The organism is Streptomyces sp. AC1-42W (assembly GCF_003248355.1).
In the GTDB taxonomy this organism is placed as follows: Bacteria; Actinomycetota; Actinomycetes; order Streptomycetales; family Streptomycetaceae; genus Streptomyces.
Window position 1 is genome coordinate 3,108,396 of the sequence record NZ_QKWY01000002.1, and the last position, 25,237, is coordinate 3,133,632.

General features: G+C 72.4%; 22 protein-coding genes, 1 tRNA gene and 2 pseudogenes. 12 read left to right on the forward strand and 13 right to left on the reverse strand.

The window, feature by feature from the left end:
* Window positions 1-54: 54 nt before the first annotated feature.
* Window positions 55-861, reverse strand: a complete 807-nt coding sequence (locus DNK56_RS31700; RefSeq protein ID WP_111339196.1) for a helix-turn-helix domain-containing protein — start codon at window positions 859-861, stop codon at window positions 55-57.
* 53 nt (window positions 862-914) lie between these two features.
* On the opposite strand from DNK56_RS31700, the gene DNK56_RS31705 reads away from it, so the two are divergent.
* Window positions 915-1,220, forward strand: a complete 306-nt coding sequence (locus DNK56_RS31705; RefSeq protein ID WP_111339197.1) for a 4a-hydroxytetrahydrobiopterin dehydratase — start codon at window positions 915-917, stop codon at window positions 1,218-1,220.
* A 26-nt stretch (window positions 1,221-1,246) separates the two neighbouring features.
* On the opposite strand, the gene DNK56_RS31710 is transcribed toward DNK56_RS31705, so the two are convergent.
* On the reverse strand, window positions 1,247-2,209 hold the full coding sequence (locus tag DNK56_RS31710) for a LysR family transcriptional regulator (protein WP_111339198.1): 963 nt from the start codon (window positions 2,207-2,209) through the stop codon (window positions 1,247-1,249).
* 334 nt (window positions 2,210-2,543) lie between these two features.
* On the opposite strand from DNK56_RS31710, the pseudogene DNK56_RS31715 reads away from it, so the two are divergent.
* From DNK56_RS31715 to DNK56_RS31725, 3 genes and pseudogenes are all read left to right on the forward strand, one after another.
* Window positions 2,544-2,750, forward strand: a pseudogene (locus tag DNK56_RS31715) (helix-turn-helix domain-containing protein); the annotation flags it as partial.
* On the forward strand, window positions 2,747-3,640 hold the full coding sequence (locus DNK56_RS31720) for a class I SAM-dependent methyltransferase (protein WP_111339199.1): 894 nt from the start codon (window positions 2,747-2,749) through the stop codon (window positions 3,638-3,640). The pseudogene DNK56_RS31715 and the gene DNK56_RS31720, both read left to right, overlap by 4 nt.
* A 234-nt stretch (window positions 3,641-3,874) precedes the next feature.
* Window positions 3,875-4,939 carry an IS110 family transposase gene (locus tag DNK56_RS31725; RefSeq protein WP_111339200.1) on the forward strand — a complete coding sequence of 355 codons (1,065 nt, stop codon included), beginning with the start codon at window positions 3,875-3,877 and terminating at the stop codon, window positions 4,937-4,939.
* Window positions 4,940-5,027: 88 nt separating this feature from the next.
* Here the strand turns inward: DNK56_RS31725 and DNK56_RS31730 are convergent, their stop codons facing one another.
* The 3 genes from DNK56_RS31730 to fdhD form a co-directional block, all read right to left on the reverse strand.
* On the reverse strand, window positions 5,028-5,864 hold the full coding sequence (locus tag DNK56_RS31730) for an aldo/keto reductase (protein ID WP_111339201.1): 837 nt from the start codon (window positions 5,862-5,864) through the stop codon (window positions 5,028-5,030).
* Between the two features lie 91 nt (window positions 5,865-5,955).
* Window positions 5,956-7,755 (reverse strand): AMP-dependent synthetase/ligase, encoded by a 1,800-nt coding sequence (locus DNK56_RS31735; protein WP_111339202.1) that lies wholly within the window; start codon window positions 7,753-7,755, stop codon window positions 5,956-5,958.
* Between the two features lie 290 nt (window positions 7,756-8,045).
* Entirely contained in the window at window positions 8,046-8,894 is an 849-nt protein-coding gene (gene fdhD / locus DNK56_RS31740) for a formate dehydrogenase accessory sulfurtransferase FdhD (protein ID WP_111339203.1), read from the reverse strand.
* A gap of 287 nt (window positions 8,895-9,181) precedes the next feature.
* Here fdhD and DNK56_RS31745 point away from each other — a divergent pair, with 287 nt between their 5' ends.
* Window positions 9,182-10,132: a beta-ketoacyl-ACP synthase III gene (locus DNK56_RS31745; protein ID WP_111339204.1), complete on the forward strand. Its 951-nt coding sequence runs from the start codon at window positions 9,182-9,184 to the stop codon at window positions 10,130-10,132.
* 66 nt (window positions 10,133-10,198) lie between these two features.
* On the opposite strand, the gene DNK56_RS31750 is transcribed toward DNK56_RS31745, so the two are convergent.
* The gene (locus tag DNK56_RS31750; RefSeq protein ID WP_111339205.1) at window positions 10,199-11,503 is read right to left on the reverse strand and encodes a DUF2254 domain-containing protein; all 1,305 of its coding nucleotides are present in this window, start codon (window positions 11,501-11,503) and stop codon (window positions 10,199-10,201) included.
* Window positions 11,504-11,667: 164 nt separating this feature from the next.
* On the opposite strand from DNK56_RS31750, the gene DNK56_RS31755 reads away from it, so the two are divergent.
* Window positions 11,668-11,752: transfer RNA gene (locus tag DNK56_RS31755), tRNA-Leu, on the forward strand.
* Window positions 11,753-11,861: 109 nt separating this feature from the next.
* The gene (locus DNK56_RS31760; protein WP_111339206.1) at window positions 11,862-12,719 is read left to right on the forward strand and encodes an RNA methyltransferase; all 858 of its coding nucleotides are present in this window, start codon (window positions 11,862-11,864) and stop codon (window positions 12,717-12,719) included.
* Between the two features lie 111 nt (window positions 12,720-12,830).
* Here the strand turns inward: DNK56_RS31760 and DNK56_RS36325 are convergent, their stop codons facing one another.
* Entirely contained in the window at window positions 12,831-13,055 is a 225-nt protein-coding gene (locus DNK56_RS36325; protein ID WP_241990149.1) for a hypothetical protein, read from the reverse strand.
* Between the two features lie 1,021 nt (window positions 13,056-14,076).
* Between DNK56_RS36325 and DNK56_RS31770 the strand changes: the two genes are divergently transcribed.
* The gene (locus DNK56_RS31770; RefSeq protein WP_111339207.1) at window positions 14,077-15,195 is read left to right on the forward strand and encodes a tetratricopeptide repeat-containing glycosyltransferase; all 1,119 of its coding nucleotides are present in this window, start codon (window positions 14,077-14,079) and stop codon (window positions 15,193-15,195) included.
* A 172-nt stretch (window positions 15,196-15,367) separates the two neighbouring features.
* Here DNK56_RS31770 and DNK56_RS31775 read toward each other — a convergent pair.
* Window positions 15,368-15,637 (reverse strand): annotated as a pseudogene (locus tag DNK56_RS31775) (hypothetical protein); the annotation flags it as partial.
* Window positions 15,638-15,671: 34 nt separating this feature from the next.
* Between DNK56_RS31775 and DNK56_RS35620 the strand changes: the two are divergent.
* Window positions 15,672-15,971 carry a hypothetical protein gene (locus DNK56_RS35620; protein WP_199563727.1) on the forward strand — a complete coding sequence of 100 codons (300 nt, stop codon included), beginning with the start codon at window positions 15,672-15,674 and terminating at the stop codon, window positions 15,969-15,971.
* Between the two features lie 13 nt (window positions 15,972-15,984).
* Here DNK56_RS35620 and DNK56_RS31785 read toward each other — a convergent pair whose 3' ends face one another.
* The 5 genes from DNK56_RS31785 to DNK56_RS31805 all read right to left on the reverse strand — a co-directional run bounded on the left by DNK56_RS31785 (window position 15,985) and on the right by DNK56_RS31805 (window position 21,147).
* Window positions 15,985-16,578 (reverse strand): class F sortase, encoded by a 594-nt coding sequence (locus DNK56_RS31785; protein WP_111339209.1) that lies wholly within the window; start codon window positions 16,576-16,578, stop codon window positions 15,985-15,987.
* Between the two features lie 87 nt (window positions 16,579-16,665).
* On the reverse strand, window positions 16,666-17,040 hold the full coding sequence (locus DNK56_RS31790; protein ID WP_111339210.1) for a hypothetical protein: 375 nt from the start codon (window positions 17,038-17,040) through the stop codon (window positions 16,666-16,668).
* A gap of 104 nt (window positions 17,041-17,144) precedes the next feature.
* Window positions 17,145-19,292: a sensor histidine kinase gene (locus DNK56_RS31795; RefSeq protein WP_111339211.1), complete on the reverse strand. Its 2,148-nt coding sequence runs from the start codon at window positions 19,290-19,292 to the stop codon at window positions 17,145-17,147.
* The gene (locus tag DNK56_RS31800) at window positions 19,276-20,004 is read right to left on the reverse strand and encodes a response regulator transcription factor (protein WP_241990150.1); all 729 of its coding nucleotides are present in this window, start codon (window positions 20,002-20,004) and stop codon (window positions 19,276-19,278) included. The genes DNK56_RS31795 and DNK56_RS31800 overlap by 17 nt, the downstream gene beginning before the upstream one ends.
* Window positions 20,005-20,052: 48 nt before the next feature.
* Window positions 20,053-21,147, reverse strand: coding sequence for a helix-hairpin-helix domain-containing protein (locus DNK56_RS31805; RefSeq protein ID WP_111339213.1), 1,095 nt, complete (start codon window positions 21,145-21,147; stop codon window positions 20,053-20,055).
* Between the two features lie 323 nt (window positions 21,148-21,470).
* On the opposite strand from DNK56_RS31805, the gene DNK56_RS31810 reads away from it, so the two are divergent.
* The 3 genes from DNK56_RS31810 (at window position 21,471) to DNK56_RS31820 (ending at window position 25,230) form a co-directional block, all read left to right on the forward strand.
* The gene (locus DNK56_RS31810; protein WP_111339214.1) at window positions 21,471-22,766 is read left to right on the forward strand and encodes a cytochrome P450; all 1,296 of its coding nucleotides are present in this window, start codon (window positions 21,471-21,473) and stop codon (window positions 22,764-22,766) included.
* Window positions 22,763-24,016 (forward strand): cytochrome P450 family protein, encoded by a 1,254-nt coding sequence (locus DNK56_RS31815; RefSeq protein WP_111339215.1) that lies wholly within the window; start codon window positions 22,763-22,765, stop codon window positions 24,014-24,016. The genes DNK56_RS31810 and DNK56_RS31815 overlap by 4 nt, the downstream gene beginning before the upstream one ends.
* 206 nt (window positions 24,017-24,222) lie before the next feature.
* Entirely contained in the window at window positions 24,223-25,230 is a 1,008-nt protein-coding gene (locus DNK56_RS31820) for a LacI family DNA-binding transcriptional regulator (protein WP_111339216.1), read from the forward strand.
* The last annotated feature ends 7 nt before the right edge of the window (window positions 25,231-25,237 follow it).

The following is a 25,237-nucleotide window of genomic DNA, read 5'->3' on the forward strand; positions in this document are numbered from 1 at the left end:
CGCTCCGGGTCTCCCGTGCCACATCCGGCACGGGAGACCCGGACCCGCCCGCCCTCAGAGCACCAGCGACCGCAGATACGCGCCGGTCTCCGGATCGGCCGGCAGCAGCGTCTCGACGGCCAGCTCCGCCACCGTCACGTCCATCGGCGTGTTGAACGTGGCGATCGACGCGACGAACGACAGCACCCGCCCGTCGTGCTCGATGACCAGCGGCAACGCGAACGGCACCGAAGGGGCGGACGGCCGCCCGTCCACCCCGTCCGCGCCCGGCGGCAGCGGATAGCCCGCCACCTCCTCGTACAGCTCGCGCAGCTCCGCCGACCGCACCAGCGCGATCTGGCGCTCCATCTGCGCCAGCAGGTCCGCCCGCCACGCGCGCAGATTCCGGATGCGCGGGGCCAGCCCCTCCGGGTGCAGGGTGAGGCGCATGGCGTTCAGCGGCGGCGCCAGCAGATGATCCGGCACGCCGTCGAGCAGCCGGGTCATCCCCCGATTGGCGGCCACCACCGTGTACGTCCCGTCCACCACGAACGCCGGATACGGGTCGTAGCCCCCCAGCAGCCGGTCCAGGCCGTCCCGCAGCGCCCCCATCGCCGGGTCGTCGAGCGCGGTCTCCGTGTAGTGCGGGGCGTAACCCGCCATCACCAGCAGGGCGTTGCGCTCCCTGACCGGCACCTCCAGATGCTCGGCCAGCCGCAGCACCATCTCCTCGCTGGGGCGGGCGCGCCCCGTCTCGATGAACGAGATGTGCCGGGCGGAGGAGCCGGCCCGCAGCGACAGCTCCAGCTGGCTCATCCGCCGCCGTTCCCGCCAGCTGCGCAGCAGCGGCCCTACCCCCGTGTCGAGCGCGACAGTCGTCATACCCAGACCGTAACGTCACCGGCATCGACCACCACCAGTGAGGGAGCCGCCCCATGCCCGCCGCACCGCTGTCGCCGCAGGAGATCGAGGACGGGCTGCGCGACCTGCCCGGCTGGTCCCCGGACGGCGACCGGATCACCTGCTCCTACCGGCTGCCCTCGCACGTCGCCGCCGCCGCGTTCACCGTCCACATCGCCGCCATCCAGGACGAGCTGAACCACCACAGCGACCTGACCCTCGGCTACAACACCGTCACCCTGGCCGTGAACTCGCACGACGCGGGCGGCAAGGTCACCGGCAAGGACCTCGCCCTGGCCGCCCGCATCGCGGCGGTCGCCCCCGGGCACGGGGCCGGCTAGGGGATCTGTCGGACACCCCCGGCCGCTCAGACCACGGCGCCGAAGCCCGGGTGCGCGGCGAGCCAGCGCGTGTAGCTCTTGCTGCGCCCCACCGCCTCGGCGTACGCCGCCCGCATGTACCCGCTCACCGCCCCGGCCGCCGCCGACGCGGCGGCCGAGCGCGGGTGCCAGCCCAGCAGATGGCGCCAGCTGAGCGGCGCCCCGGCGACCGGCCGGGTGACCACCCCCGGGGTCGGCGGGAACGTCGCCCGGCACAGCCCGACCGCCCGCCCCACCTGCACCAGATGCACGACCGATGTGGTGTCCGTCTCGTACACCGAGGCCGGGCTGAACCCGGCGCGGGCACAGGCCGCCACGAAGCAGTCCGCGAAACAGCCGTCCCCCGGCACGTCCGCCCAGCACTCCTCCGCCAGCTCGGACAGCTCCAGCTCGTCCCGGCCCGCCAGCCGATGGGTCTCCGGCAGCATCACGAACACCGGATCGACCCCGACGACCTGCCACTCCAGCCGCCCCGCGTCCGGCGGCGCGCTCTCGCCACACGTCCCGATCAGCGCGAAGTCCAGCCGCCCGTCCACCAGTTGCGAGGCGATCTCCGCCACCGACCAGGAGGTGTACGTGGACACCGGCGCGGCCGGGTGCGCGGTCGCCAGCCGGTCCACCAGCCCGCCCAGCAGCGGGCCGTGCGTGCCGCCGAGCCGGAACCGCTCCATGGCGCCCGTGGCGTTGGCGAACCTGACCGCCTCCTCCTGGAGCTCGCTCACGGCCGGCAGCACCACCCGGGCGCGCTCCAGGACCAGTTCGCCCAGCGGGGTCGCCCGCGCGCCCGTGTGGTCCCGGTCGAACAGCGGGCCGCCGAGCGCCTTCTCGATCCGTCGCAGTTGTGCGCTGAGCGCGGGCTGCGCAAGACCCAGCGCGGCGGCGGCCTTGGTCAGGCTGCCGGTTTCGGCGATGGCACGTACGGTTCGCAGATGCCGCAACTCCAGGTCCATCACCGCACGTTATGACCCCGGTGGCCCCACGGCAATACGTCGTTGGTTTAGACCTCTTCTTCAGCCACCTGGACGCGCGTCGATGGCCGGTAGTCGCCCCCGGACAGCCGGATCGCGCCGATGCGCCCGCCAACTGCGAAGCTCCGCACGGGAGTCGAAGCGGGCAGATGGCTGAAAGCGGGCGACGGACCGCCGGACCGGCCGGAAACGCCACCGCCACACAGCTCGGCGCCGCCTCCCACCCGCCCCATCCCCGAGGCTCTCGGCTCCCCACGCCCGCGTCGACGCTGCTGCGCATGGACGCACTGGCCGAACTGCTGGACGGGCCGCGACCGCCGTCGCGGCCGACCTCCTGCGCGGGACCGACGCCACCGTCGAGGCCGTGGCCCGCAAGGTGGGCTACAGCCAGGCCTTCGCGTTCAGCACCGCCTTCAAACGCGTACGCGGCGTCAGCCCGCAGGAGTACCGCAAGGGCGGCGGCTTGCCGGAACGGCAAGGAAGTTTGCGCGCGGACCCGGGTGTGGCGACGCTGGAGCCATGAGCAACCACACCAGCCACGGGCACCACCACGGCGGCCACGGCGGCGGCGAACCCGACTGGGACGTCATGGCCCCGCTCCTGGAACGGAACGCCGAACTCAGCGCCGGGCAGTACACCGAGGCGGCCCGCTGGATCGCCGCCCTGCCCGACGCGCCCGAGGTCCGCCGGGTCCTGGACGTCGGCGCCGGCCCCGGCGTCGTCGCCTGCCTGCTCGCCGAGGTCTTCCCGGACGCCGAGATCGTCGCCGTCGACGGCACCCCCGCGCTCCTCGAACGCACCCGCGCCCGCGCGCGGCGGCTCGGCCTCGCCGACCGCGTCACCACCCTGCACGCCACCCTCCCCGAACAACTCCCCGAGCTGGGCGAGGCCGATCTGATCTGGGCCGGCAACACCCTGCACCACATGGGCGACCAGCGCGCCGTGCTCGCCGGATTCGGCTCGCTGCTGCGCCCCGGCGGCACCGTCGCGCTCGTCGAGGGCGGCCTCCAGCCCCGGCAGCTCCCGCGCGACCTCGGCTTCGGCCGGCCCGGCCTGGAGGCCCGGATGGAGGCCGCCGAGGCGGAGCTCTTCCAGACGATGCGCGCCGAACTGCCCGACGCCCGGCGCGAGGTGGAGGACTGGGCCGCCCTGTTCGGCGCGGCGGGCCTCACCCCGCAGGGCACCCGCAGCTTCCTGCTCGACCTGCCGGCCCCGCTCCCCGACCCGGCCCGCGAACAGGTCGTCGCCGACTTCACCCGCCGCCGCGACGGGCTGCGCGACCACCTCGACGCCGAGGACAACGCCGTCCTCGACCGGCTGCTCGACCCCGAAGACCCGGCCGGGCTGCACCGGCGCCCCGACGTCTTCCTGCTGCTGGCCCGCACCCTCCACCTGGGCCGGCGCGACGCCTGACAGTGAGGATCAGCCATGGCATCGCCCGGGGGTCTGACTCTCCGCCTGACTGACGCTTCGGTTGTCCTTCTGGGGAATCGTCGGCCTGCCGGGCGATGCCGTCTGGCGCGTGGCCGGTCGGGCTTCCGTGACTTCATAGGAGCCCGGCCAAAGGTCCCATCACTGTCTTGTCCGTCTGCCCGACCGGCTCGCGCCCTCCCACCGTTGAGCGTTGGAAGGGCAGCACACACCAGCATGGCAGACGAGATAGCGGTGGTCGGCGGGATCGACACCCACACCGACCTCCACCAGGCAGCGGTCATCGACAGCATTGGCCGGCACCTGGCCACCAAGCGGTTCGAGACCACGCCGGAGGGATACCGGCGGCTGCTGGACTGGCTCCGGTCCCACGGTGAGGTCCTCGCCGTCGGGGTCGAGGGGACCGGTGCCTACGGCGCCGAGATCGCACGCTTCCTCACCGCGAACGGGGTCGCAGTGGTCGAGGTGGACCGGCCGGACCGCAAGGCGAGGCGCGACAACGGCAAATCCGACCCGATCGACGCCTACGGGGCCGCGACCGCGGTCCTCTCCGGCCGGGCCGGAGGAACACCCAAGGCGCGCAACGGGATCGTGGAGGCGATCCGCGCCCTGCGGGTCGTCCGCAAGAGCGCCGTCAAGGCCCGCACCCAGACCATCAACCAGATCCGCACCCTCATCGTCACCGCTCCCTCCGTGGTGCGGGACAAGCTGCGGGGACTGTCCACGCGGGAGCTGATCGACACCCTGGCCCGCTCCCGTCCGGCCGGTGAACTCGACGATCCAGCCTGCGCGGTGAAGACCGTCCTGCGGCGGCTCGCCCGCCGCTACCAGGCGCTGGACGAGGAGATCAAGGACGCGGACAAGGAGATCGGACCGCTGGTCACCAAGGCGGCCCCGAGGCTCATCGCCCTGCCGGGCCTCGGCCCCGAAACCGCCGGCCAGCTGCTGACGAGCGCGGGCGACAACCCCGACCGGCTCCGCTCCGAAGCAGCCTTCGCCCACCTCTGCGGGGCCGCACCGGTCCCGGCCTCCTCCGGCCGCACCAACCGCCACCGCCTCAATCGCGGCGGCGACCGCCAGGCCAACAACGCCCTCCACACCATCGTCCTGGTCCGCATGAAGTACGACCAGCGCACACGGGACTACGTCGCCCGACGCACCGCCGAAGGCATGGTCAAGAAGGACGTCATCCGGTGCCTGAAACGGTTCGTCGCCCGCGAGATCTACCGCCACCTACCCCATGTGATCCACACCACCAAACCGCTCCCACAGACCGCTTGACGATCTATAGGAGCTTCCCCGGACACGACGAAGCCGCCGCCCCCGCTCGCGAAGGAGCGGGGGCGGCGGCCCGGCGGGAGTGCGGCGGTCAGGCGCCGAGGTTGAACTCGCCCGGATTCGGGCCGAGCCGCTTCCCCTCGTCCAGCGCCGCGAACGCGGCCAGGTCGTCGGCGTCCAGCTCGAAGTCGAACACGTCGATGTTCTCCGCGATCCGCGACGGCGTCACGGACTTCGGAATCACCACGTTCCCCGTCTGGATGTGCCAGCGCAGCACCGCCTGGGCGGGCGTACGGCCGTGCTTGCGGGCGACCGCGACGACCGTCGGAACCTCCAGGAGCCCCTTGCCGGAGCCCAGCGGCGACCACGCCTCCGTCAGGATGCCGTGCTCGGCGTGCAGCGCACGGGACTCCGCCTGCTGGAGCTGCGGGTGCAGCTCGATCTGGTTGAGCGCCGGCACCACGGAGGTCTCCCCGAGCAGCCGCTTCAGGTGCTCCGGGAGGAAGTTGGACACACCGATGGCCTTGGCCCGGCCCTCGGCGTGGATCTTTTCGAGCGCGCGGTAGGTGTCCACGTACGCGTCCTTGGCCGGGACCGGCCAGTGGATCAGATACAGATCGACGTACTCCAGACCCAGCTTGGCCAGGGACGCGTCGAAGGCGCGGAGCGTGGAGTCGTGGCCCTGCTCGGTGTTCCACACCTTGGTGGTCACGAACAGCTCGTCGCGGGGGACGCCGGAGGCGGCGATGGCCCTGCCCGTACCCGTCTCGTTCTGGTAGATCGCGGCGGTGTCGATGCTGCGGTACCCGGACTCGATGGCGGTGGCGACCGCCTTCGTCGCCTCGTCGTCCGGCACCTGCCAGACACCGAAACCGAGCTGGGGCATCTCGACGCCGTTGTTGAGAGTGAGGGAGGGTACCTGGCTCACGAGCGGACGATCCTAACGTTGAGGGGTGGGTCTCCCGCGTACAACGATCAAGGGCGCCCGCGCATTCCCGGCACCGGACCCTTTCGTCCGCTCAGCGGTACAGCGCGTCCACCTCGGCCTCGTACGCCGCCTCGATCGCCCTGCGCTTCAGCTTCAGCGACGGCGTCAGCAGCCCGTGCTCCTCGCTGAACCGGTGGGCCAGGATGCGGAACGTACGGATGGACTCCGCCTGCGAGACCGCGGTGTTCGCCGCCACCACCGCCCGGCGCACCTCCATCTCCAGATCCGGGTCGCGCACCAGCTCGCCCGGCGTCAGCGCGGTGCGCCCCCGCATCGTGAGCCAGTGCTCCACGGCGTCCTGGTCGAGGGTGACCAGCGCCGCGACGAACGGCCGGTCGTTGCCGACCACGATGCACTGCGCCACCAGCGGATGCGCCCGCACCCGCTCCTCCAGCGCGGCCGGCGAGACGCTCTTGCCGCCGGACGTCACCAGGATCTCCTTCTTCCGCCCGGTGATCGTCAGATAGCCGTCCTCGTCCAGCGAGCCCAGGTCGCCGGTGGCCAGCCAGCCGTCGTTGAGCACCGCGCCGGTGGCCTCCGGATTGCCCAGGTACCCGCCGAAGACGTGGTCCCCGTACACCCACACCTCGCCGTCGTCCGCGATGTGCACCGTGGTGCCCGGGATCGGCTGCCCCACCGTGCCGTACCGGGTGCGCTCCGGCGGGTTCGCGGTGGCCGCCGCCGTCGTCTCGGTCAGCCCGTACCCCTCGTACACCGTCACCCCGGCGCCCGCGAAGAACAGCCCGAGCCGGCGCTCCATGCCCGAGCCGCCCGACATGGCGTGCCGGATGCGGCCGCCCATCGCCTCGCGGACCTTCCGGTACACCACCTTGTCGAAGAACTGGTGCTGCACCCGCAGCCCGGCCGCCGGGCCGGGTCCGGTGCCGAAGGCCCGCGCCTCCATCGCCTCCGCGTACTTCACCGCGACGTCGACCGCCTTGTCGAACGGCCCCGCCCTGCCCTCCGCCTCGGCCCTGCGCCGGGCCGTGTCGAAGACCTTCTCGAAGATGTACGGCACCGCCAGGACGAACGTGGGACGGAACGAGACCAGGTCCGGCATCAGCGCCTTCGCCGCCGGCTCCGGCTGGTGGCCCAGCTTCACCCGGCCCCGGATCGCGGTGACCTCGACCATCCGCCCGAAGACGTGCGCCAGCGGCAGGAACAGCAGCGTCGACGCCTCGTCACCCGGCCGGGAGCGGAACACCGACTGCCAGCGCGCGGCCATGGTGTCCGTCTCGAACATGAGGTTGGCGTGCGTGAGGACACAGCCCTTGGGCCGGCCCGTGGTGCCGGAGGTGTAGACGACCGTCGCCACCGACTCGGGGGTCACCGCCCGCCGGTGCCGGTGCACCACCTCGTCCCCGACGCGCGCGCCCGCCTCCACCAGCTCCGCCACCGCGCCCGCGTCCAGCTGCCACAGCCGCTTCAGCCCCGGCAGCCGGTCGATGACCGAGGCCACCGTCATCGCGTGGTCCTCGTGCTCCACCATCACCGCCGACACCTCGGCGTCGTGCAGCATCCACAGCACCTGCTCCGCCGAGGACGTCGGATAGACCGGGACCGACTGCGCGCCGACCGCCCACAGAGCGAAGTCGAACAGGGTCCACTCGTAGCGGGTGCGCGACATCAGGGCGACCCGGTCGCCGAACCGCACCCCGTGCGCGATGAGCCCCCTGGCCAGCGCCAGCACCTCGTCGCGGAACGCCGCCGATGTGACGTCCTGCCAGCGCCCGTCCGCATCTTTTCGGCCGAGCGCGACCCGGTGCGGCTCGGTCTCGGCATGATCGAACACCACGTCGGCGAGGCCACCCACGAGGGGCGCGGCCGCCATGGCTGGGACAGTGAACTCGCGCAATGACCTGCTCCTCGGGGCTTTGCACAGCGCCGCGACGCTACCCCACCCGGCGCCTTCGCGGGAGGGTCCGGAGCGTTCCGTACCGCTGGGGATACGCACTGGTCAGGGACCGAAATCCGGCCAGATGGGCAGGGCTCGGGCGCGCTTGGGACCGCCGGGTAAGCGGCTCGCGCCGGAATCTCCACCGAATCCGTACGGTGCGGCCACCGCCATGTACGGGTGCGGCCACCGCTCCGCACGGGTGCGACCACCGCCGTTTCCGGTGGTCAGGGGGTGGTGCCGGCGAACCCCAGCGCGATGCGGTGCTCGCCCGCGTACACGTTCATCGAGGGCCCCCGCAGGAAGCCGACCAGGGTCAGCCCCGTCTCCGCGGCCAGGTCCACGGCCAGCGACGAGGGCGCCGAGACGGCCGCCAGCACGGGGATGCCGGCCATCACCGCCTTCTGCGCCAGCTCGAACGAGGCCCGGCCCGACACCAGCAGGATCGAGCGGGACAGCGGCAGCCGCCCGTCCGTCAGCGCCCGCCCCACCAGCTTGTCCACCGCGTTGTGCCGCCCCACGTCCTCCCGGACGTCCACCAGCTCGCCCGTCTCCGAGAACAGCGCCGCCGCGTGCAGCCCGCCGGTCCGGTCGAAGACCCGCTGGGCGGCCCGCAGCCGGTCCGGGAGCACGGCCAGCAGCGCGGGCGCGATCCGCAGCGGGGGAGTGTCGGCGACCGGATGCCGGGTCGTGGTGCGGACGGCGTCCAGGCTCGCCTTGCCGCAGAGCCCGCAGGACGAAGTGGTGTAGACGTTGCGCTCCAGCGTGATGTCGGGGACCTCGACGCCCGGCGCCAGGGCGACGTCCACCACGTTGTACGTGTTGACCCCCTCGGCGGTCGCGCCTGCGCAGTACACGATCGACCGCACGTCGGCCTGCCCGCCGATCACCCCCTCGCTGACCAGGAACCCCGCCGCCAGCGCGAAGTCGTCGCCCGGTGTGCGCATGGTGATGGCGAGCGGTCTGCCGTCGAGCCGGATCTCCAGCGGCTCCTCGACGACGAGGGTGTCGGGCCGGGTGGAGACGGCCCCGTCCCGGATGCGGATGGTGCGGCGGCGCTCGGTGACCCGTCCCATGACCGTTGAACCCGATTCCTGTGCGTACGAGGGCCCGAGCGGCGCCGGGCGGCGGCTGCCGGGAGCCACCGGACCCGCCTGCGGCGGAGGGCCCCGACCGTCACATTGTCCTGCACCCGGAACACGCCGCCGCAACCGGACGGCCGGGTCCGAAGCCGTCCCCAGCCCTTGCCAAGCGCAGGCCCTCCAAGGCGGAGCCGGTAATCCTGTGGGATCACCTGCCCCCGTACCGGTCGGTAGCGACCAAGACTGGATGGTTCCAGACAGATGGAGCGAGGGGAACCTGCATGACCGGCTCACGTGTCGTCGCACTCGGCCACTACCAGCCCGCCAAGGTGCTGACCAACCATGACCTGGCGGCCATGGTGGACACCAGTGACGAGTGGATCACCAGCCGCGTCGGTATCAGGACCCGCCACATCGGCGGCCCCGACGAGCCGGTGGACGAACTGGCCGCGCACGCGGCGGCCAAGGCGCTGGCCTCGGCCGGGCTCCAGCCGGCCGACATCGACCTGGTGCTGGTCGCCACCTCCACCGCCATCGACCGCTCGCCGAGCATGTCGGCCCGGGTGGCCGCCCGCCTCGGCATGGCCTCGCCCGCGGTGATGGACATCAACGTGGTGTGCTCCGGCTTCACCCACGCCCTCGCCACCGCCGACCACGCCCTGCGGGCCGGTGCCGCCACCCGCGCCCTGGTCATCGGCGCCGACAAGATGGGCGACATCGTCGACTGGTCCGACCGCTCCACCTGCGTCCTGATGGGCGACGGCGCCGGGGCGGCGGTCGTCGTCGCCGACCCGGCGGACGCGGAGCGGCCCGGCATCGGCCCCGTGCTGTGGGGATCGGTCCCCGGCATGGGCGACGCCGTCCGTATCGAGGGGACCCCGCCGCGCTTCGCGCAGGAGGGCCAGTCGGTCTACCGCTGGGCCACCACCCAGCTGCCCCCCATCGCCCGGCAGGTGTGCGAGCGGGCGGGCCTCACCCCGGAGGACCTGGCCGGGGTCGTCCTGCACCAGGCCAACCTGCGGATCATCGAACCCGTCGCCCGCAGGATCGGCGCGGTCAACGCCGTCGTCGCCCGCGATGTGGTCGACTCCGGCAACACCTCGGCCGCCTCGATCCCGATGGCCCTGTCCAAGCTGGTCGAGCGCGGCGAGATCCCGAGCGGCGCCCCGGTCCTGCTCTTCGGCTTCGGCGGCAACCTGAGCTACGCGGGCCAGGTGATCCGCTGCCCGTGATCCGCTGCCCGTGAGGCGCGGCCGGACCCCCTCCCCGGCCGCCACCGGGCGGCGCGGGCGAATCGTTCAGCCGATGCCCTGCCGGTCGGGGCGCAGCGCGAACGCGCGCTCGGCCGCGTCCGGCACCGCCCGCCGCACGTTCTGCACCAGCAGGGCACGATGCCGGACCAGCGGCCCCCGCCGCTCCGGCCCGGCCAGCCGCACCAGGTCGTCGATCCCGGCCAGCAGCCGCCGCGTCACCTGCGGGGCGGGCGCCGCGCACCGCCGCACCTCCTCGAACCCGAGGTCCACCAGGTCCTCCCACGACGGCACCTCCTGCACCAGCCGCACCGCACCCGTGCGGTCCCGGTGGTGCACCGTGCCCAGCGGCAGCCGCACCGCGGCGGCCAGGAACTGCACGATCCGGTCCAGGCACTGCACGGCCGTCGTCGGGTCGTTCACCGCCGAGGACAGCGCCCGCAGCGCGATGTCCGACAACTGGCGCAGCCCGAACGCGAGATCCAGGTGCAGGGTGCGCTGCACGCCCACCGAGACCGTGTAGCGCAGCGCGTGCCGGGGCGGCGCCGCCCCGCCGTGCACGGCAAGCACCGGCGTCCCCGGCACCACGAAGTCCCCGAGCCGGGGGATCAGCCGGAGCACCACACCCTGGCGGCGGGCGGTCCGCACCAGCCGTGCCACATTGACGTCCCGCAGGACCCCGGCCCGTCCCTCGTACAGGATCTGCCCGGTCTCGGCGGGCAGCGGCTCCGTCGCCGGACGCCCCGCCGGCATGCGGCCCAGCACCCGGAAGGTGTCCCGGGTGATGCGGTCGAGGACCGGTCCGACCTGCATCAGGCGCAGCGTGGAGCTGACGTAGCCGATGAACAGCAGCAGGCTGAGCCCGACGAGCACGGCGGTCAGCACGCTCTGCACGAACGGCAGCGAGGTGACCAGGCGCGGATCGGTCTCGCTCTCGTACGAGCTGAGCACCAGCAGCGAGAACACGAACGTCGCCAGGAACACCGACAGGGTCAGCTTGCTGATCCGGCTGCGGATGAAGATCCGCACCACCCGGGGGGTGAGCTGCCCGCTCGCCATCTGCACCGCGACCAGCGAGATGCTGAAGACCACACCGATGAAGGTCATCATCGCCGAGCTGACCGTGACGACGATCTGCTTGGTGTCCTCGGCGACCGACACCAGGTCCTGGATGTCGTCGTACGCCTGTTCCCGGCGCAGATACGAGACCAGCTGCTCGTCCACCGCCGCCGCGGCGAACCACAGCACGAAGGCGCAGACGAGCGTCAGGGCGGGGGCGAACCAGAACGTCTCGCGCAGATGTTCGCGCAGGGGTGACAGGGCGCGGGGCGGACGGGGGCCGCGATCTCTCATGGAGGGGAAAGTAACCCGCCGCGCGCCCCGCCCGGCGGACCCCGCCGCCGACCCGCCGCCGACCCGCTGTCCACCGTCCGGCCACCGGATATGCAGGTGAGAGGCACTCCGAACCCCTGGTATTGTTTTCCTTGTCGCCGCGGGAGACCGGGGCGGATCACCTGGTCCGGGTGGCGGAATGGCAGACGCGCTAGCTTGAGGTGCTAGTGCCCTTTATCGGGCGTGGGGGTTCAAGTCCCCCCTCGGACACTCATCCAGTTCCCACGGTTCATCGCGAACCGTGGGAATTTCTGGTTTCCGGGGCGGCCCGCGCCGCCTCCGGAGCGGCCGATCACCCCTTGGAGGACCCCCGGTGGCTGTGCAGCGGATCACGACCCGCAACGCCCGCTTTCAGCAGTTCCAGACGCTGCTCACCAACCGGACCAAGCGCGGACGCGCCGGCGAGTTCATCGTCCAGGGCGTCCGGCCGATCACCATGGCCGTCGAGCACGGCTGGACGGTGCGGTCCCTCCTGTACGACGCGAGCCGCCCGCTGTCCCGCTGGGCGGGGGAGCTGATGCGCGGGAGCACCGCGGAGCGCATCGCCATGGCCCCGGAGCTGCTGGCGGAGCTGAGCGAGAAGGCGGAGGGCGCCCCGGAGGTCCTGGCGGTGGTCGAGATGGCCCCCGACGACCTGGCCCGCATCCCGGTCGACGACGACTTCCTCGGCGTCGCCCTCGACCGCCCGACGCAGCCCGGCAACATCGGCAGCATCATCCGCTCCGCCGACGCCTTCGGCGCCCGCGGCCTCGTCGTCACGGGCCACGCGGCCGACCCGTACGACCCGAAGGCGGTCCGCGCGACCACCGGCTCCTTCTTCGCCCTCCCCGTGGTCCGCACCCCCTCGCACCACGAGGTCGCCCGGTGGCTGGACGCCGAACGCGGCCGGGGCCGCCCCGTCCTGGTCGTCGGCACCGACGAGGACGGCGAGTGCGACGCCTCCGAGTTCGACCTCACCGGCCCGGTGCTGCTGCTCGTCGGCAACGAGACGACGGGCCTGAGCAACGCCTGGCGCGAGCACTGCGACCATGTCGTCAGCATCCCGATGACGGGCTCCGCCAGCTCCCTCAACGCCTCCAACGCGGCATCGATCGTCCTCTACGAGGCCCGCCGCCAGCGCTTGGCGAAGGCGCGGCGCCAAGCGTCCGCGCCCCGGGCGGACAGGGCGGCCGGATAGCGCGGCAGCGCGCGGCCGGCGAGTCGACTCTGGTGCGTGGTGTTGCCGCGATGAGTTGAGTCCCCGCCGGAAGGCCGGCGGGGACTCAATGCGGAGACGTGAGGTGTGCGGTCAGCTACAGATCGCGTAGACCGTAATGGTGGTGAGAGCGCCCGCCGTCGCGGTCACGGTCCAGTGGTCTCCGTTCGGGTAGGACTGCCCGAGGGCGGTGGCGAGGCCGTTGGCAGACATGCCTCCGGAGATGGGAGTGGTGCCTGCCGGGCATGCGGGGGAGTCGTAGGACCCGTTGACGCCCAACAGGACCTCGTAGTCCTGGGAGACGATCTGCGCATCCACCGGTCCGGCCGGTCCGGTGGCACCAGTCGCACCCGCAGGACCGGTGGGTCCGGTTGCGCCGTCGGCTCCCGCGGGTCCGGTGGGTCCGGTTGCGCCGTCGGCACCCGCAGGTCCGGTGGGTCCGGTTGCGCCGTCGACTCCGTCAGCACCGGCGGGTCCGGTGGGTCCGGTTGCGCCGTCGGCACCCGCAGGTCCGGTGGGTCCGGTTGCGCCGTCGGCTCCGTCTGTGCCGGCGGGTCCGGTGGGTCCGGTTGCGCCGTCGATGCCGTCAGCACCCGTCGGGCCGGTCGGCCCAGTGGGACCCGTCGGCCCAGTGGGACCGGTCGGCCCAGTCGGGCCGGTCTGGCCCCCGTGGCCGTTGTCGCCCCCATGGCCGTTGTCGCCCTTGTGGCCCTGCTCGCAGTGGCTCTGGCCCTCTCGGCACCCTTCGTCACCCGGGTCGGTAGCCGAGGCTATGCTTCCGACCGTCTTGGTGCGCTCCGTTGCGAGAGCTGGGCCGGCCATGCCCGTGAGCATGAGAGCGATGGATGCGAGGCTACTGCCCGCAACCCACGCGCTCCGGCTGGGAAGCGGAAGCGGTCCGAGTGAGGAACGTGTCCTGCGGTCAGGACTCATGCGGTTCTCCTGATTCCGGGAAGTCGAGTGGTCACGTCGCCCCGGAGAGGGCAACACCCTCATCATTACCAACTGCAATGGTTTGCGCACGTTGTGTGAAGAGTGGACTCATTCGCACTGCCCGCCGTCGATCACAATGCACATGTCATTTCCTTGTCGGCTTTGACATGTGCAGCGAGCTCCGAGGTGCCTGCCGGGTGCATCCCGGCCGTGCGGCGCGGGTGGCGGCCGGTCTCACGAAACCCGCGCCTGCTGCCGCCCGGCCCGGCTCGCTCATAACGAGAACCGGCGTTGCGTCGACAATCCTTGGTGTCGAAGTGTCTAAAGTGATTGCGGCGACTTCCTCCACGCGATTCAGGCTTTTATCGGCACGCCCGATGGGAAACTCGAAGGTAGGGCCAGAGTAATGAAACCGACCATCTGCCTGTGCATGATCGTGAAGAACGAGTCGGCCGTAATTGAGCGGTGTATCGCCTCGGTGCGCGACATCGTCGACACCTGGATCATCTCTGACACGGGCTCGACGGACGGGACCCAGGATTTGATTCGCAAATCCTTCGACGGTGTCCCCGGTGAGCTGCACGATGACCTCTGGGTTGACTTCGGGACAAATCGCACGCTGAATATCCAACGTGCCCGCGGGAAAGCGGACTACCTGCTTCTGATCGACGCCGACATGACCATCCGGCTAGAAGGGCCATTGCCTCCTCTGACCTGTGCGTCCTACATGATCCGGCACGCCGGCAGCCTCGCCTACCGGATCAAGCGTCTTGTCCGTGGCGATGTGCACTGGCGCTACGAGGGCGTGACGCACGAGTACCTGACAGCCGACGAGGCGCACGACGAGGAGAACCTCGACGCCCTTGTGATCGAGCACTTCGCCGACGGTGGCTCCAGGCACGACAAGTTCGAACGGGATATGGCCCTGCTCAGCTCGGAGCTCGAACGCGATCCCACGAACGCGCGCAGCACGTTCTACCTGGCCCAGACCATGCGTGACATGGGTCGCACCGAGGAGGCGATCGCCCTTTACGAACGCCGTGCGGAGATGGGCGGCTGGGGGGAGGAGGTCTATTACTCGCTCCTGCAGTCAGGAATCCTCAAGGATGAATCCGGCGACTGGCCGGGAGCCATGGATACCCTCTCGCGGGCATGGGAACAGCGGCCGCAGCGTCTGGAAGCGTGCTTCGAGTTGGTCTCACGGCTGCGGAAGCGTGGAAACTATCGCGCCGGTCATGCCTTTGCGTGTGCGGGGATCAATCGCACAGAGCCTGACGATATCCTCTTCACTCAGCCATGGGTCTATAAGTGGGGGCTGCTCTTCGAATATTCCATCGTTTCCTACTGGGCAGGGGATGCGGCGGGTTCCCTCGATGCGTGCGACCGTCTCCTGGCCATTCCTGACCTGCCGGAAGCGCATCGCACGCAAACACTGCGGAATCGCGATTTCGCCCTCGCTCGGCAAGCCGAAAAATCGAACAGCATCGAGGGGGAGGCATCCGGGCGGCCCGGAGCCGAAATCTAGCCTCGTCTGCGGACTCGAAGTCAACCTCGATCACCGTGAATTGCGGCACGCAGGTCTGCCTCTGGCGCACGATCCGCACGCCGCGGATCGGGTGCGGCGGGACCGGGGCGACACCGACGTCATAACCGGAACGCTACCCAAACGGACGCGCGAGAGCTGCCGCCGGACGAGGTTCACGGAGCGCGGCCCGCGCAGCGGTGGCGGCGTCACCGGACTGGGAGGAGCGCGCCTCGTCCACGATGATCGCGAAGCTGGTGCCGCTTGTCTCGGTCGGGTTGCGCTGGATGCGGTCCAGCAGCGCCGGGAACGAGTGCAGGGTGACGGTCACGATCCTGCCCGTGTCGCGGGACAGCGCGCGGGCGAGCTGTTCGCTCTTCGAACCGTGCCTCTCGTCGGCCTTCACGACCAGGCCCTCGGTCTGCGAGCAGCTGCCGACCGTCTCGCCCCATGGCGAGGGCCGCCTCCGCGCGGAGCGTGTGCACGCGGCGGAACGCCTCGCCGCAGCGTCGTTGCTCGTCCAGCGGCAGCAGCGGCACCCTGAGCCGGCCCGGGCTGACGTGCAGGACCGTGCTGCCCGCCTCCGCCGCGTGGTGCCGGTGCCGGCCCGCCTCATCGACGGACACACGACCCAAGAGTGGGAGCGGGCCAAGGACGCGCGTGGGGAATTCGGGTCCACCGTCGCCGACAACAGCCTCACCGGCCCCGGCCAGGTGACGCGCACCAAGGGTGAGTACTTCAAGACGAACCGGTGCGCGGAGTGGAAGCGGACCGGCTGAGCGGTCACCCCCGTCACGTCCGCTTCGCGTACACGATCAGGTTGTCCACCGGGTGGCCGTTCGCGTCGATCGCGCCGTCGCAGGTGATCAGGCGCAGGGCGCGTTCCGTGGTGCGGCCGTAGACGCGGGCGGTGGGGAAGTCGTCCTTGCGGACCGTTTCGCGGGCCGTGACCTCGAAGTGGACCTTCTTGCCGTCCGCGTTCCGTACGACGATGTCGGCGCCCTCGGCGATCTTCTTCAGGTCGTGGAAGACGGCCCGCCCGTAGCGGGTGTCGTTGTGGCCGATCAGGACCGCCGCGCCCGGTTCGCCGGGCACGGCGCTGCCCGTGTACCAGCCGGTCGTCATGCCCCGGTCGGCCGGGGGCACCTCGACGGTCCGGTCCGGATTGAGGCCCAGGCGCATGATGTCGGAGTCCACGCCCAGGGACGGGATGGACACATGGGCGGGGGGCCGGGCGGCGGCCGGGCTGTCGGCGGGGGTCCGGACCGCCGCCGGTGACTTCTCCGCCGCCGGAGCGGGGTCGCCGGAGCAGCCGGTGAGGGCGGCGAGCGCGGTGAGGGCCAGGGCGGCGGCGACCGGCAGGGCGACGCGGTGGGTGCGGGGCATACGAGAGGGCTCCAGGATCGTGCGTACGGCGGTGGCGCCGCCCGGTCGGCCGGGCGGCGCCACCGCGTTCATCGGCTGCGGGACGGGTCAGCCGTCGCGGCGGGCGGTACGGCGGCGCAGGACGACCGTCCCGGCACCGGCCAGCAGCAGCGCGCCGGCCGCGGAGCCCGCGATCACGGCCGTGCTGTCGTCCGAGGAGCCGGCCGGGTGCTCACCGGCCGCGACACCCCCGCGCGGCGCCTCGGAGGGCACCGCCGAAGGCACGGCGGACGGCACGGCGGACGGCTGTTCCGACGGCGGCAGCGTCGGCTCGGGCGACGGCACGATCGTCGGCTCGGCGGACTGCCTGCTCGGCGCCGCCGACGGGGTGGAGTCGGCGAAGGCCGCGGTGGCCGGTACGCACACCGCGCCGGCCGCGACGGCGGCGAGCAGGGCGGTACGCAGGGTGGTGCGCAGGGGCATGGGCAGGGCTCCGTTCCGGATGGGCCTCGGAGAACGGCCGCGGTGCGGGTGCGCACCGGGCGCGAGGCATGCGGACAGGCTCGCGCCAAGTTGTGAGGAAGCTGTCAGATCGTTGTGTTCATCGCATCAGGGTCGCCGCCGGAACCGCCCTTCGCCGCCGCACCCGCAGCTCCCGCCGCACCCGTAGCTCCCGCCACTCCCGGCGCACCCGTGCCTCCCGCCGCCGGGGCGTCGGCCGGGAGGCGGAGCGTGAACACCGAACCCTCGCCCGGAGTGCTCACCGCCGTGGCCGTACCGCCGTGCGCCTCCACGAGTTTGCGGACGATCGCCAGCCCGAGGCCGCTGCCGCCGGTACGGCGGTTCCGGGACTTCTCACCCCGCCAGAACCGGTCGAACACCCGCGCGAGGTCCGCCGCCGGAATGCCGCTCCCCGTGTCGGCGACGTCCACCAGCACCGCACCCCCGTCCTCGGAGCCGTACGGCCGCAGCGTCACCGTGCCGCCCGCCGGGGTGTGCCGTACCGCGTTGGACACCAGGTTGCCCACCGCCTGCCGCAGCCGGACCGGATCGGCCGTCAGCCGGGGCGGCGGCCGGTCCGCCGGGGACGGCACCACGCCCAGCGCCACGCCCGCCGCCTCGGCGCCGGCCTGGTGCGCGGCGGCGACCTGCCCCAACAGCTCCTCGATCCGCACCGGTTCGGGATGCAGCCGCAGCGCGTCCGCGTCGGCCTGCGCCAGGTCCCGGAGGTCGTCGATGATGTGCTGGAGCTGGACCGCCTCCGTGTGCAGGAAGGCGATGAACTCCGGGTCCGGGTCGGCCACCCCGTCCTGCGCCGCCTCCAGCCAGCCCCGGATGTTGCTGAGCGGGGTGCGCAGCTCGTGCGCGACATCGCTCACCATCGCCTTGCGCTGGGCCTCCAGCCGGGCACGGTGCGCGGACATGTCGTTGAACGCGGCGGCCAGCCGCCCGAGCTCGTTGTCCGCGGCCACCACCACCGGCGCGGTGTCCTCCCCGTCCCGCATCCGCTGCGCGGCGCCCGTCAGATCCCGCAGCGGGCGCACCAGCCGGGCGCCGACGAGCACCGAGGCGCCCACCGTGAGCGCCAGCACGAGGGCGGCCGCGCCCGCGATCCGCGCGGTGTTCGCCGGTGAGAGGTCGAAGCCGGGCACGGTGGCGCCGCCCGGATCGCCGATGAACAGCAGCGCGGGCGAGGCGACGTACGAACCGAGCTGCTCCCGGCGGGCGGCGCCCACACAGGACGCGACGGCCCGGTCGTCCTCACTGGTGACGGCCGCCTGCTCGTCCCCGGGGCCCGGCACGGTGCTCGGCACCGGGCTCGGCTCCGCGCGGGGCGCGATGCTCGGCGCGTCGCTCGGGACGGCGGTCGGCGGCAGGGTCGGCACCGGCGGGGCGGGCACGGGCACCGCCTCCGCCGGAACCGGCTGCGCCGCCTGCCCCCAGGACACCCCGAGCTTCAGCTGGACGCCGTCGCGGCCCTGGCGCTCCAGACAGGCGTCGGCCAGCTGGGAGAGGGCCTTCAGCGCCATGCGCTCGGTGGCGGTGGGCGCGTCCAGGGCGTCCAGCGCGCAGCCGGTGCCCCGGACGCGCTCCGGATCGTTGCCGCCCACCACCTGGATGAGCGGGCGGCCGCTCGCACCGGCGACCACGTCCGCCGCGATCCCGTAGTCGCCGAGGCAGGCCGCGGCCCGGTCGGCGGCCCCGCGCAGCCGGTCCCGCTCGGCGGCCGGCAGCCGGAACGGCCCCACCGCGCGCGGGTCGACCCGGTCCGTGGTGGTGCCCGTCGCCCCGGCGCCGGAGCCCTGGGCGGCCAGCGCGGTGTCCACGGACAGCGGATCGACCACCGCCGACGCCTGGGCCGGCAGCGTCGCCGCGCCGGATGCCGCCGAGTCGGCGAGCGGGGCGCGGGACTGGGTGGTCAGCGCGATCCGCCGGCCCGACTGCGCGGCCAGGTCGCGCACCGTCCGCCCGACGCCCTCCCAGGTCGGATGCGTCGCCGCGTAACCGAGCAGCCGGTGGTAGATCCGGGCGTCGGCGGCCAGGTTCTGGCCCTGCTCCTGGCGGATCGCACCGGACGTCGTCTGCACCGCCAGCCAGGCCGTCGCCGCCACCGAGCACGCCGCGACCAGCGCCGAGACGGCCAGCAGCCGCGCGAACAGGCTCTTGCGCAGCGGCACGCCCCGCCGGGCACCGCCCGCACCCGGACGCCGCCCCGCGCTACGAAGTCGCCGCACGGCCCGCCGCCTTCGCCGGGTCCGTCAGCTTGTAGCCGACACCGAAGACGGTGAGCAGCCGGACGGGCCGGCGCGGGGCCGGCTCGATCTTCTTGCGCAGATTCATGACGTGCACATCGACGGTCCGGTCGCTGATGTAGCGGTCGAAGCCGTGCAGTTCGGCCAGCAGCCGCTGCCGGGAGAACACCCGGTCCGGCTCGGCCGCCAGCGCGGACAGAATCCGGAACTCGCCCGGCGTGCACTCCACCGCCGCCCCGTCCACGGACACCACGTGCCGGGCCGGATCGACGACCAGCGCCCCCACCCGCAGCACCCCCACCCCGTCCGGATCGCCGCCCGCGCCGTGCCGGCCGCGGCGCAGCAGCGTACGCACCCGGGCCATCAGCTCACGCGGGCTGTACGGCTTGGTGACGTAGTCGTCGGCGCCCAGATCGAGGCCGAGGAGCAGATCGTCCTCGGTGGTGCGGGCCGTGACCATCAGCACCGGCAGTTCCCGGTGCTCCGCGCGCAGCACCCGGACGACGTCGAGGCCGTCCGCGCGCGGCATCATCACATCGAGGACCAGCAGATCCGGTTCCCGCTGCCGCACCGCGTCGAGCGCCGCGAGCCCGTCCGGGGCGAGGGTCACCCGGTGACCCTCGCGTTCCAGGTAGCGGCGGAGGAGTTCGGCCTGATTCTCGTCGTCTTCGGCGACGATCACGTTTGCGCACACCTGCTCGATCGTAAGGGGCCCGTTCGGCGTGCTCCCCGGCGCGGCGTCTCAGGCGACGAGGCGGTGGGCGTCCCTGGTGGCCTCGGCGAGCGCCGCGTAGTACTCCTCCGGGCGCCGTTCGAAGTCCGTCCAGGCCGCCAGCACGTCCAGTTCCCCGCCCGGCCCCCGCAGCAGATCGACGGAGGTCTGCCCGAAGCGGGGGCCGGCGCCGTCGCCCTCGGCCTCCGCCAGCTCCGTGGCCGCTTCCGCGGCGGCCCGCCCCTCGGGGCCCGCCTCCACCAGCACGCGCAGGGCGGTGACGAGGGAGTCCGCCCGGGGATCGGACCGGCCGGCGGCCAGGCGTACCAGCGTGTCGGCGCTCACGCCCTCGGCCGTCCACCGCGCGGCGGCGAGCGCCTTCTCGGCCGTACGCCGTCCCACGCCGGGCAGTTGCCCCAGCCGCCACTCGCCCGCGTCGAGGACATCGCGCACGGTGGTGATGCCCGCCCGCTCCCACTCCTTCGTACGGAACCGGCGCCGCTCGTCGTCGCGCAGCCGGGTCACCGGGACGGTGCCCAACTCCTCGCGGACCCGCGCCCGGTGCAGGGGTTCCCATGCCGTGCGGACCGCTTCGACGGCCCGCGCGCGGTCCTCCTCCACCGCGGCCGCGGCCCCGGCCAGCCGCCACGCCCGGTCGAGGACTCCCCGGCTGACACCGCTCATCCGGCCCACCGCGCGGACGTTGCCGCCGATGACGCCGGTGGTGATCAGCAGCAGCCCGAACACCGCCAGCATGTCGGAGACGTCGATCCAGCGATCGATCGCCGCGTCGTCCTCACCGAGGTTGTACAGCCGGCCCCTGCCGGAGCCCTCGGCGACCACGAAGCCGCTCTCGTAGCCGGTGCGCGTCTCCGGGTCGTGGTAGGGCGGCTTCAGCAGCGGATCGCGGTCGGGGTCGCACCGGTAGGTGCCCGTCCGGGTGGTGCGGTCGAAGGGGTCCGTCCATCGCACCGAGCAGGTGCCGTCCTTCTTCTCGGAGAGCACGGTCAGGCCGACCTGGCGGAGTTCGGGCATGTCCGGAGCGAGCGAGTAGGCGAGGGCGGAGCCGGTGAGGAGCAGCAGCCCGAGCGCCAGTACCCAGCGGAAGAACGGCTTGTGTCTCACCCGGTGTCCCCGTGTCCTGTCGGCGGTGCGTACGGCGCTGTCAGCATCGTCCCGGCCGGACGGGGCCCGCAAGAACGGGAGTCGGCAGTGGAACGGGCCGGATTCTGCCCGGACCGGGCAGTGCCGCGGACCGGACCCGGGCGCCCGCCGCCCCGGCTGCCGGCGGCTGTCGCGAGTGATCGGGCAGTTCGATGGTTATGACCGTCCACTGCTGGGAATTGATCACGATTGACCGGCCCACTGCACGCAAACTCACTTATAGTGAGCGGATGTTGACCGCGTGATTGTGACGCGTGCTGTTGTCGCCATAGAAATCAGGATTCATGACACGCCCTTCCCCGGCAGAGTCCGCGCCGGTTTCTCCGTCCGCCCCCTCCGGCTGCCCGGCGCACGCCGGCGCGGTGCCGCTCTGGGGTCCCGGCTTCCAGGCAGAGCCCCGCACCGTGTACCGCGCCATGCGCCGCGACCACGGTCCGGTCGTGCCCGTCGAACTGCCGGGCGGCTTCCCCGCCTGGCTGGTCATCGGCTACCGCGAACTGCACCGGGTCACCAGCGACGGGGAGTTGTTCCCGCGCGACGTCGGCCTCTGGAACCAGTGGCCGCACGTCCCGGACGACTGGCCTCTGCTGCCGATGGTCGGGCGGCCCATGCCGTCCATCTACTTCAGCGCGGGCGAGGAGCACCGCCGGCACGTCCGCATGGTCGGACCCGCCCTCGAAGGCGCCGACCCGTTCCAGATCCGGGGCCACTGCGAGCAGTTGGCCGACCGGCTGGTCGACGCGGTGTGCGCGCGGGGCACCGCCGATCTCGTCGCCGAGTTCTGCGAACCGCTCCCCGTGCTCGTCCTCGCCCGTCTGATCGGCTTCCCGGACGAGGAGGGCGCCGAGATCGCGCGGGTGCTCAAGGGCCTGGCCGACGGCGGCCCCGAGGCGCAGAGCGCGCATCTGCGCTTCGGCGAGCTGATGGCGCGGCTGCTCGCGTCGAAGCGGGCCGTGCCGGGCGACGACGTGACCTCCCGGATGCTCGCATTCCCCGAGGAGTTCACCGACGAGGAGTACACGCTCGACCTGATGGCGGTCACGGCCGCCGGGCACCTGCCCACCGCCGACTGGATCAGCAACTCGGTCCGGCTGATGCTCACCGAGGACGAGTTCGCCGACTCCATGGCCGGCGGCCGGCGCAGCATCGGCGAGGCGATGAACGAGGTGCTGTGGGAGGACACCCCCACCCAGATCCTGGCCGGCCGCTGGGCCGCGCGCGACACCCAGCTGGGCGGGCAGCACATCGCCGCCGGCGACATGGTGCTGCTCGGGCTCGGCGCCGCCAACACCGACCCGCTCATCCGCCAGGGCGTCGCCGGCGCGGGCGGCCCGGCCCAGGGCGGCAACGGCGCGCATCTGGCCTTCAGCCACGGCGAGTACCGCTGCCCGTTCCCCGCCCAGGAGATCGCCGAGATCATCGCCAGGACCGGCATCGAGGTGCTGCTCGACCGGCTGCCCGACCTCCGGCTCGGCGTACCCGTCGAAGAACTCGTCCGGCGGCCCTCCGCCTTCCTGCGCGGCACGACTTCGCTCCCCGTCCGGTTCACCCCCGTACGTACGACAGGAGACTCTTCGTGAACTGCCCCCATGCCGCACAGGCGGCGGCCCAGCACGGTACGACCGTCGTCATCGACCCCATGGTCCAGGACCTGGACGGTGAGACGGCACGGCTGCGCGACGCCGGGCCGCTGGCCCGGATCGAACTGCTGGGCGTGCCCGCCTGGACCCTCACCCGGCACGCGGACGCCCGGCGGCTGCTGGTCGACCCGCGGCTGGTGAAGGACATCAACGCATGGGGGCTGTGGCAGAGCGGCGTGGTGACGCGCGACTGGCCGCTCATCGGAATGATCGACGCGGGACGCTCCATGTTCACCGTGGACGGGGACGAGCACCGCCGGCTGCGCACCAAGACCTCGCAGGCGCTGACGCCCCGCCGCCTGGAGGCGATACGGCCGGACATCGAGAAGTTCACCGCCGAACTGCTGGACGCACTGGAGGAGGGCGGCCGGGACGGGGCGGTGGTCGACCTCAAGTCGGTGTTCGCCCAGCCGCTGCCGATGCGGGTCGTCGGCATGCTGATGGGCGTCGACCCGGCGGAGAACGCCATGCTGACCCGGCAGTACAAGGCGTTCTTCTCGATGCTCACCCCGCAGGAGGAGCGCCTCGCCCTCCTCGACGACCTGGACGTCTTCTACACCGCGCTCGTACGGGAGAAGACCGCGCGCCCGACCGACGACCTGACCTCCGCGCTGATCCTGGCCGAGGAGGGCGGCGAGCCGCTCACCGAGGAGGAGGTCATCGGCAACCTCAAGGCCATGGTCGCCGCCGGCCACGAGACCACCATCGGCCTCATCCTCAACGCCGTGCGCGCCCTGCTGGCCAACCCCGGTCAGCTCCGCATGGTGCTCGACGGGGAGGTGCCCTGGGAGACCGTGATCGAGGAGACCCTGCGCTGGGACACCCCCACCACCCATCTGCTCATGCGGTTCGCCACCGAGGACATCCAGGTGGGCGACGCCGTCATCGCCAAGGGCGAGGGCGTGGTCGTCTCGTACCGGGTGATCGGCCGCGACCCCGAGCAGCACGGCCCCGACGCCGACGCCTTCGACATCACCCGCCCCACCCCCATCCGGCACATGACCTTCGGGCACGGCCCGCACATCTGCCCCGGCGCCGCCCTCTCGCGGGTCGAGGCGGGCATCGCCCTGCCGGCCCTCTTCGCGCGCTTCCCCGGCCTGCGGCTCGCGGTCCCCGACGAGGAGCTGCGCAAGCTCCCGGTGATGACCCAGAACGACATGGCGTCCTTCCCGGTCGTGCTCCACGGCTGAGCCGGTGTGACGGGGGAGGACGCGGCGGGCATATCGTTGCGGTAATGGACGCGCACAGAGGTGTCGAAGCGCTTCGACAGTGGTCTGGACATGCCGTCATGGCAAAGCTAGGATCACGTTTTCTCTCCACGTCATGGCTGGGGAGAGCGGAGTCGAAGCGCTTCGCTACATCGCTTCGCCCTATCTGACCGGTGAGGGAGAGCCGCATGGTCACCCTGGCCGAGGTCGCGCAGCACGCCGGAGTCTCGGCGAGCACGGTGAGCTACGTCCTCAGCGGGAAGCGCTCCATCTCCGTCGCCACCCGCGAACGCGTCGAGCGCAGCATCCAGCAGCTCGGCTACCACCCCAACGCCGGGGCCCGCGCGCTCGCCAGCAGCCGGTCCAACATCATCGCGCTGATGGTGCCGCTGCGCACCGACATGTACGTGCCGGTGATGATGGAGATCGCCATCGCGGTCGCCACCACCGCCCGCACCCACGGCTACGACGTCCTCCTCCTCACCGGCGAGGAGGGGCCCGCCGCGGTGCGGCGGATCGCCGGCAGCTCGCTGGCCGACGCCATGATCCTGATGGACGTCGAACTGCACGACGAACGGCTGCCGCTGCTGCGCGAGACCGACCGGGCCGCCGTGCTCATCGGACTGCCCGCCGACACCGCCGGACTGACCTGCGTGGACCTCGACTTCGAGGCGACCGGCGCGCTCTGCGTGGAGCATCTGGCCGGCCTGGGCCACCGCGAGATCGCCGTCATCGGCGAGGCCGCCGCGGTCTACGAGCGGCACACCGGCTTCGCCGAACGGACCGTGGACGGCGTACGGGCCAGGGCCCGGGAGACCGGCATACGGGTGCTGCACCGCCCCTGCGAGGGCGGGTACGCGGCGATGGCGCAGACACTGTCGCGGATATTCGACGAGCGCCCCGGCACCACGGGCTTCATCGTGCAGAACGAGGCGGCGGTGGAGCCGCTGCTCAACCTGTTGCGGCAGCAGGGCCGGGCCGTGCCCGAGGACGTGTCCGTGGTGGCGATATGCCCCGAACAGGTGGCCTCCCAGGCGTCGGTGCGGCTCACCTCCGTCGCCATCCCGGCCCATGAGATGGGGCGCCGCTCCGTCGAGCAGGTCGTCGCCAAGCTCTCCGGCCGGGGCACCGACGAAGTCGAGCTGCTGGCCCCGGAACTGACGGTACGGGAGAGCACCGGGCCCGCCCCGGTCTGAGCGGGGC

Excerpts from the sequence above, each read along its gene's own strand:
- DNK56_RS31720 (WP_111339199.1), top strand. The coding sequence starts at position 2,747 with ATGAGCAACCACACCAGCCACGGGCACCACCACGGCGGCCACGGCGGC.
- DNK56_RS31700 (WP_111339196.1), bottom strand. The coding sequence starts at position 861 with ATGACGACTGTCGCGCTCGACACGGGGGTAGGGCCGCTGCTGCGCAGC.
- DNK56_RS31810 (WP_111339214.1), top strand. The coding sequence starts at position 21,471 with ATGACACGCCCTTCCCCGGCAGAGTCCGCGCCGGTTTCTCCGTCCGCC.
- DNK56_RS31710 (WP_111339198.1), bottom strand. The coding sequence starts at position 2,209 with ATGGACCTGGAGTTGCGGCATCTGCGAACCGTACGTGCCATCGCCGAA.
- DNK56_RS31735 (WP_111339202.1), bottom strand. The coding sequence starts at position 7,755 with ATGGCGGCCGCGCCCCTCGTGGGTGGCCTCGCCGACGTGGTGTTCGAT.
- DNK56_RS31770 (WP_111339207.1), top strand. The coding sequence starts at position 14,077 with ATGAAACCGACCATCTGCCTGTGCATGATCGTGAAGAACGAGTCGGCC.
- DNK56_RS31745 (WP_111339204.1), top strand. The coding sequence starts at position 9,182 with ATGACCGGCTCACGTGTCGTCGCACTCGGCCACTACCAGCCCGCCAAG.
- DNK56_RS31785 (WP_111339209.1), bottom strand. The coding sequence starts at position 16,578 with ATGCCCCGCACCCACCGCGTCGCCCTGCCGGTCGCCGCCGCCCTGGCC.
- DNK56_RS31790 (WP_111339210.1), bottom strand. The coding sequence starts at position 17,040 with ATGCCCCTGCGCACCACCCTGCGTACCGCCCTGCTCGCCGCCGTCGCG.
- DNK56_RS31705 (WP_111339197.1), top strand. The coding sequence starts at position 915 with ATGCCCGCCGCACCGCTGTCGCCGCAGGAGATCGAGGACGGGCTGCGC.
- fdhD (WP_111339203.1), bottom strand. The coding sequence starts at position 8,894 with ATGGGACGGGTCACCGAGCGCCGCCGCACCATCCGCATCCGGGACGGG.
- DNK56_RS31820 (WP_111339216.1), top strand. The coding sequence starts at position 24,223 with ATGGTCACCCTGGCCGAGGTCGCGCAGCACGCCGGAGTCTCGGCGAGC.
- DNK56_RS31750 (WP_111339205.1), bottom strand. The coding sequence starts at position 11,503 with ATGAGAGATCGCGGCCCCCGTCCGCCCCGCGCCCTGTCACCCCTGCGC.
- DNK56_RS31725 (WP_111339200.1), top strand. The coding sequence starts at position 3,875 with ATGGCAGACGAGATAGCGGTGGTCGGCGGGATCGACACCCACACCGAC.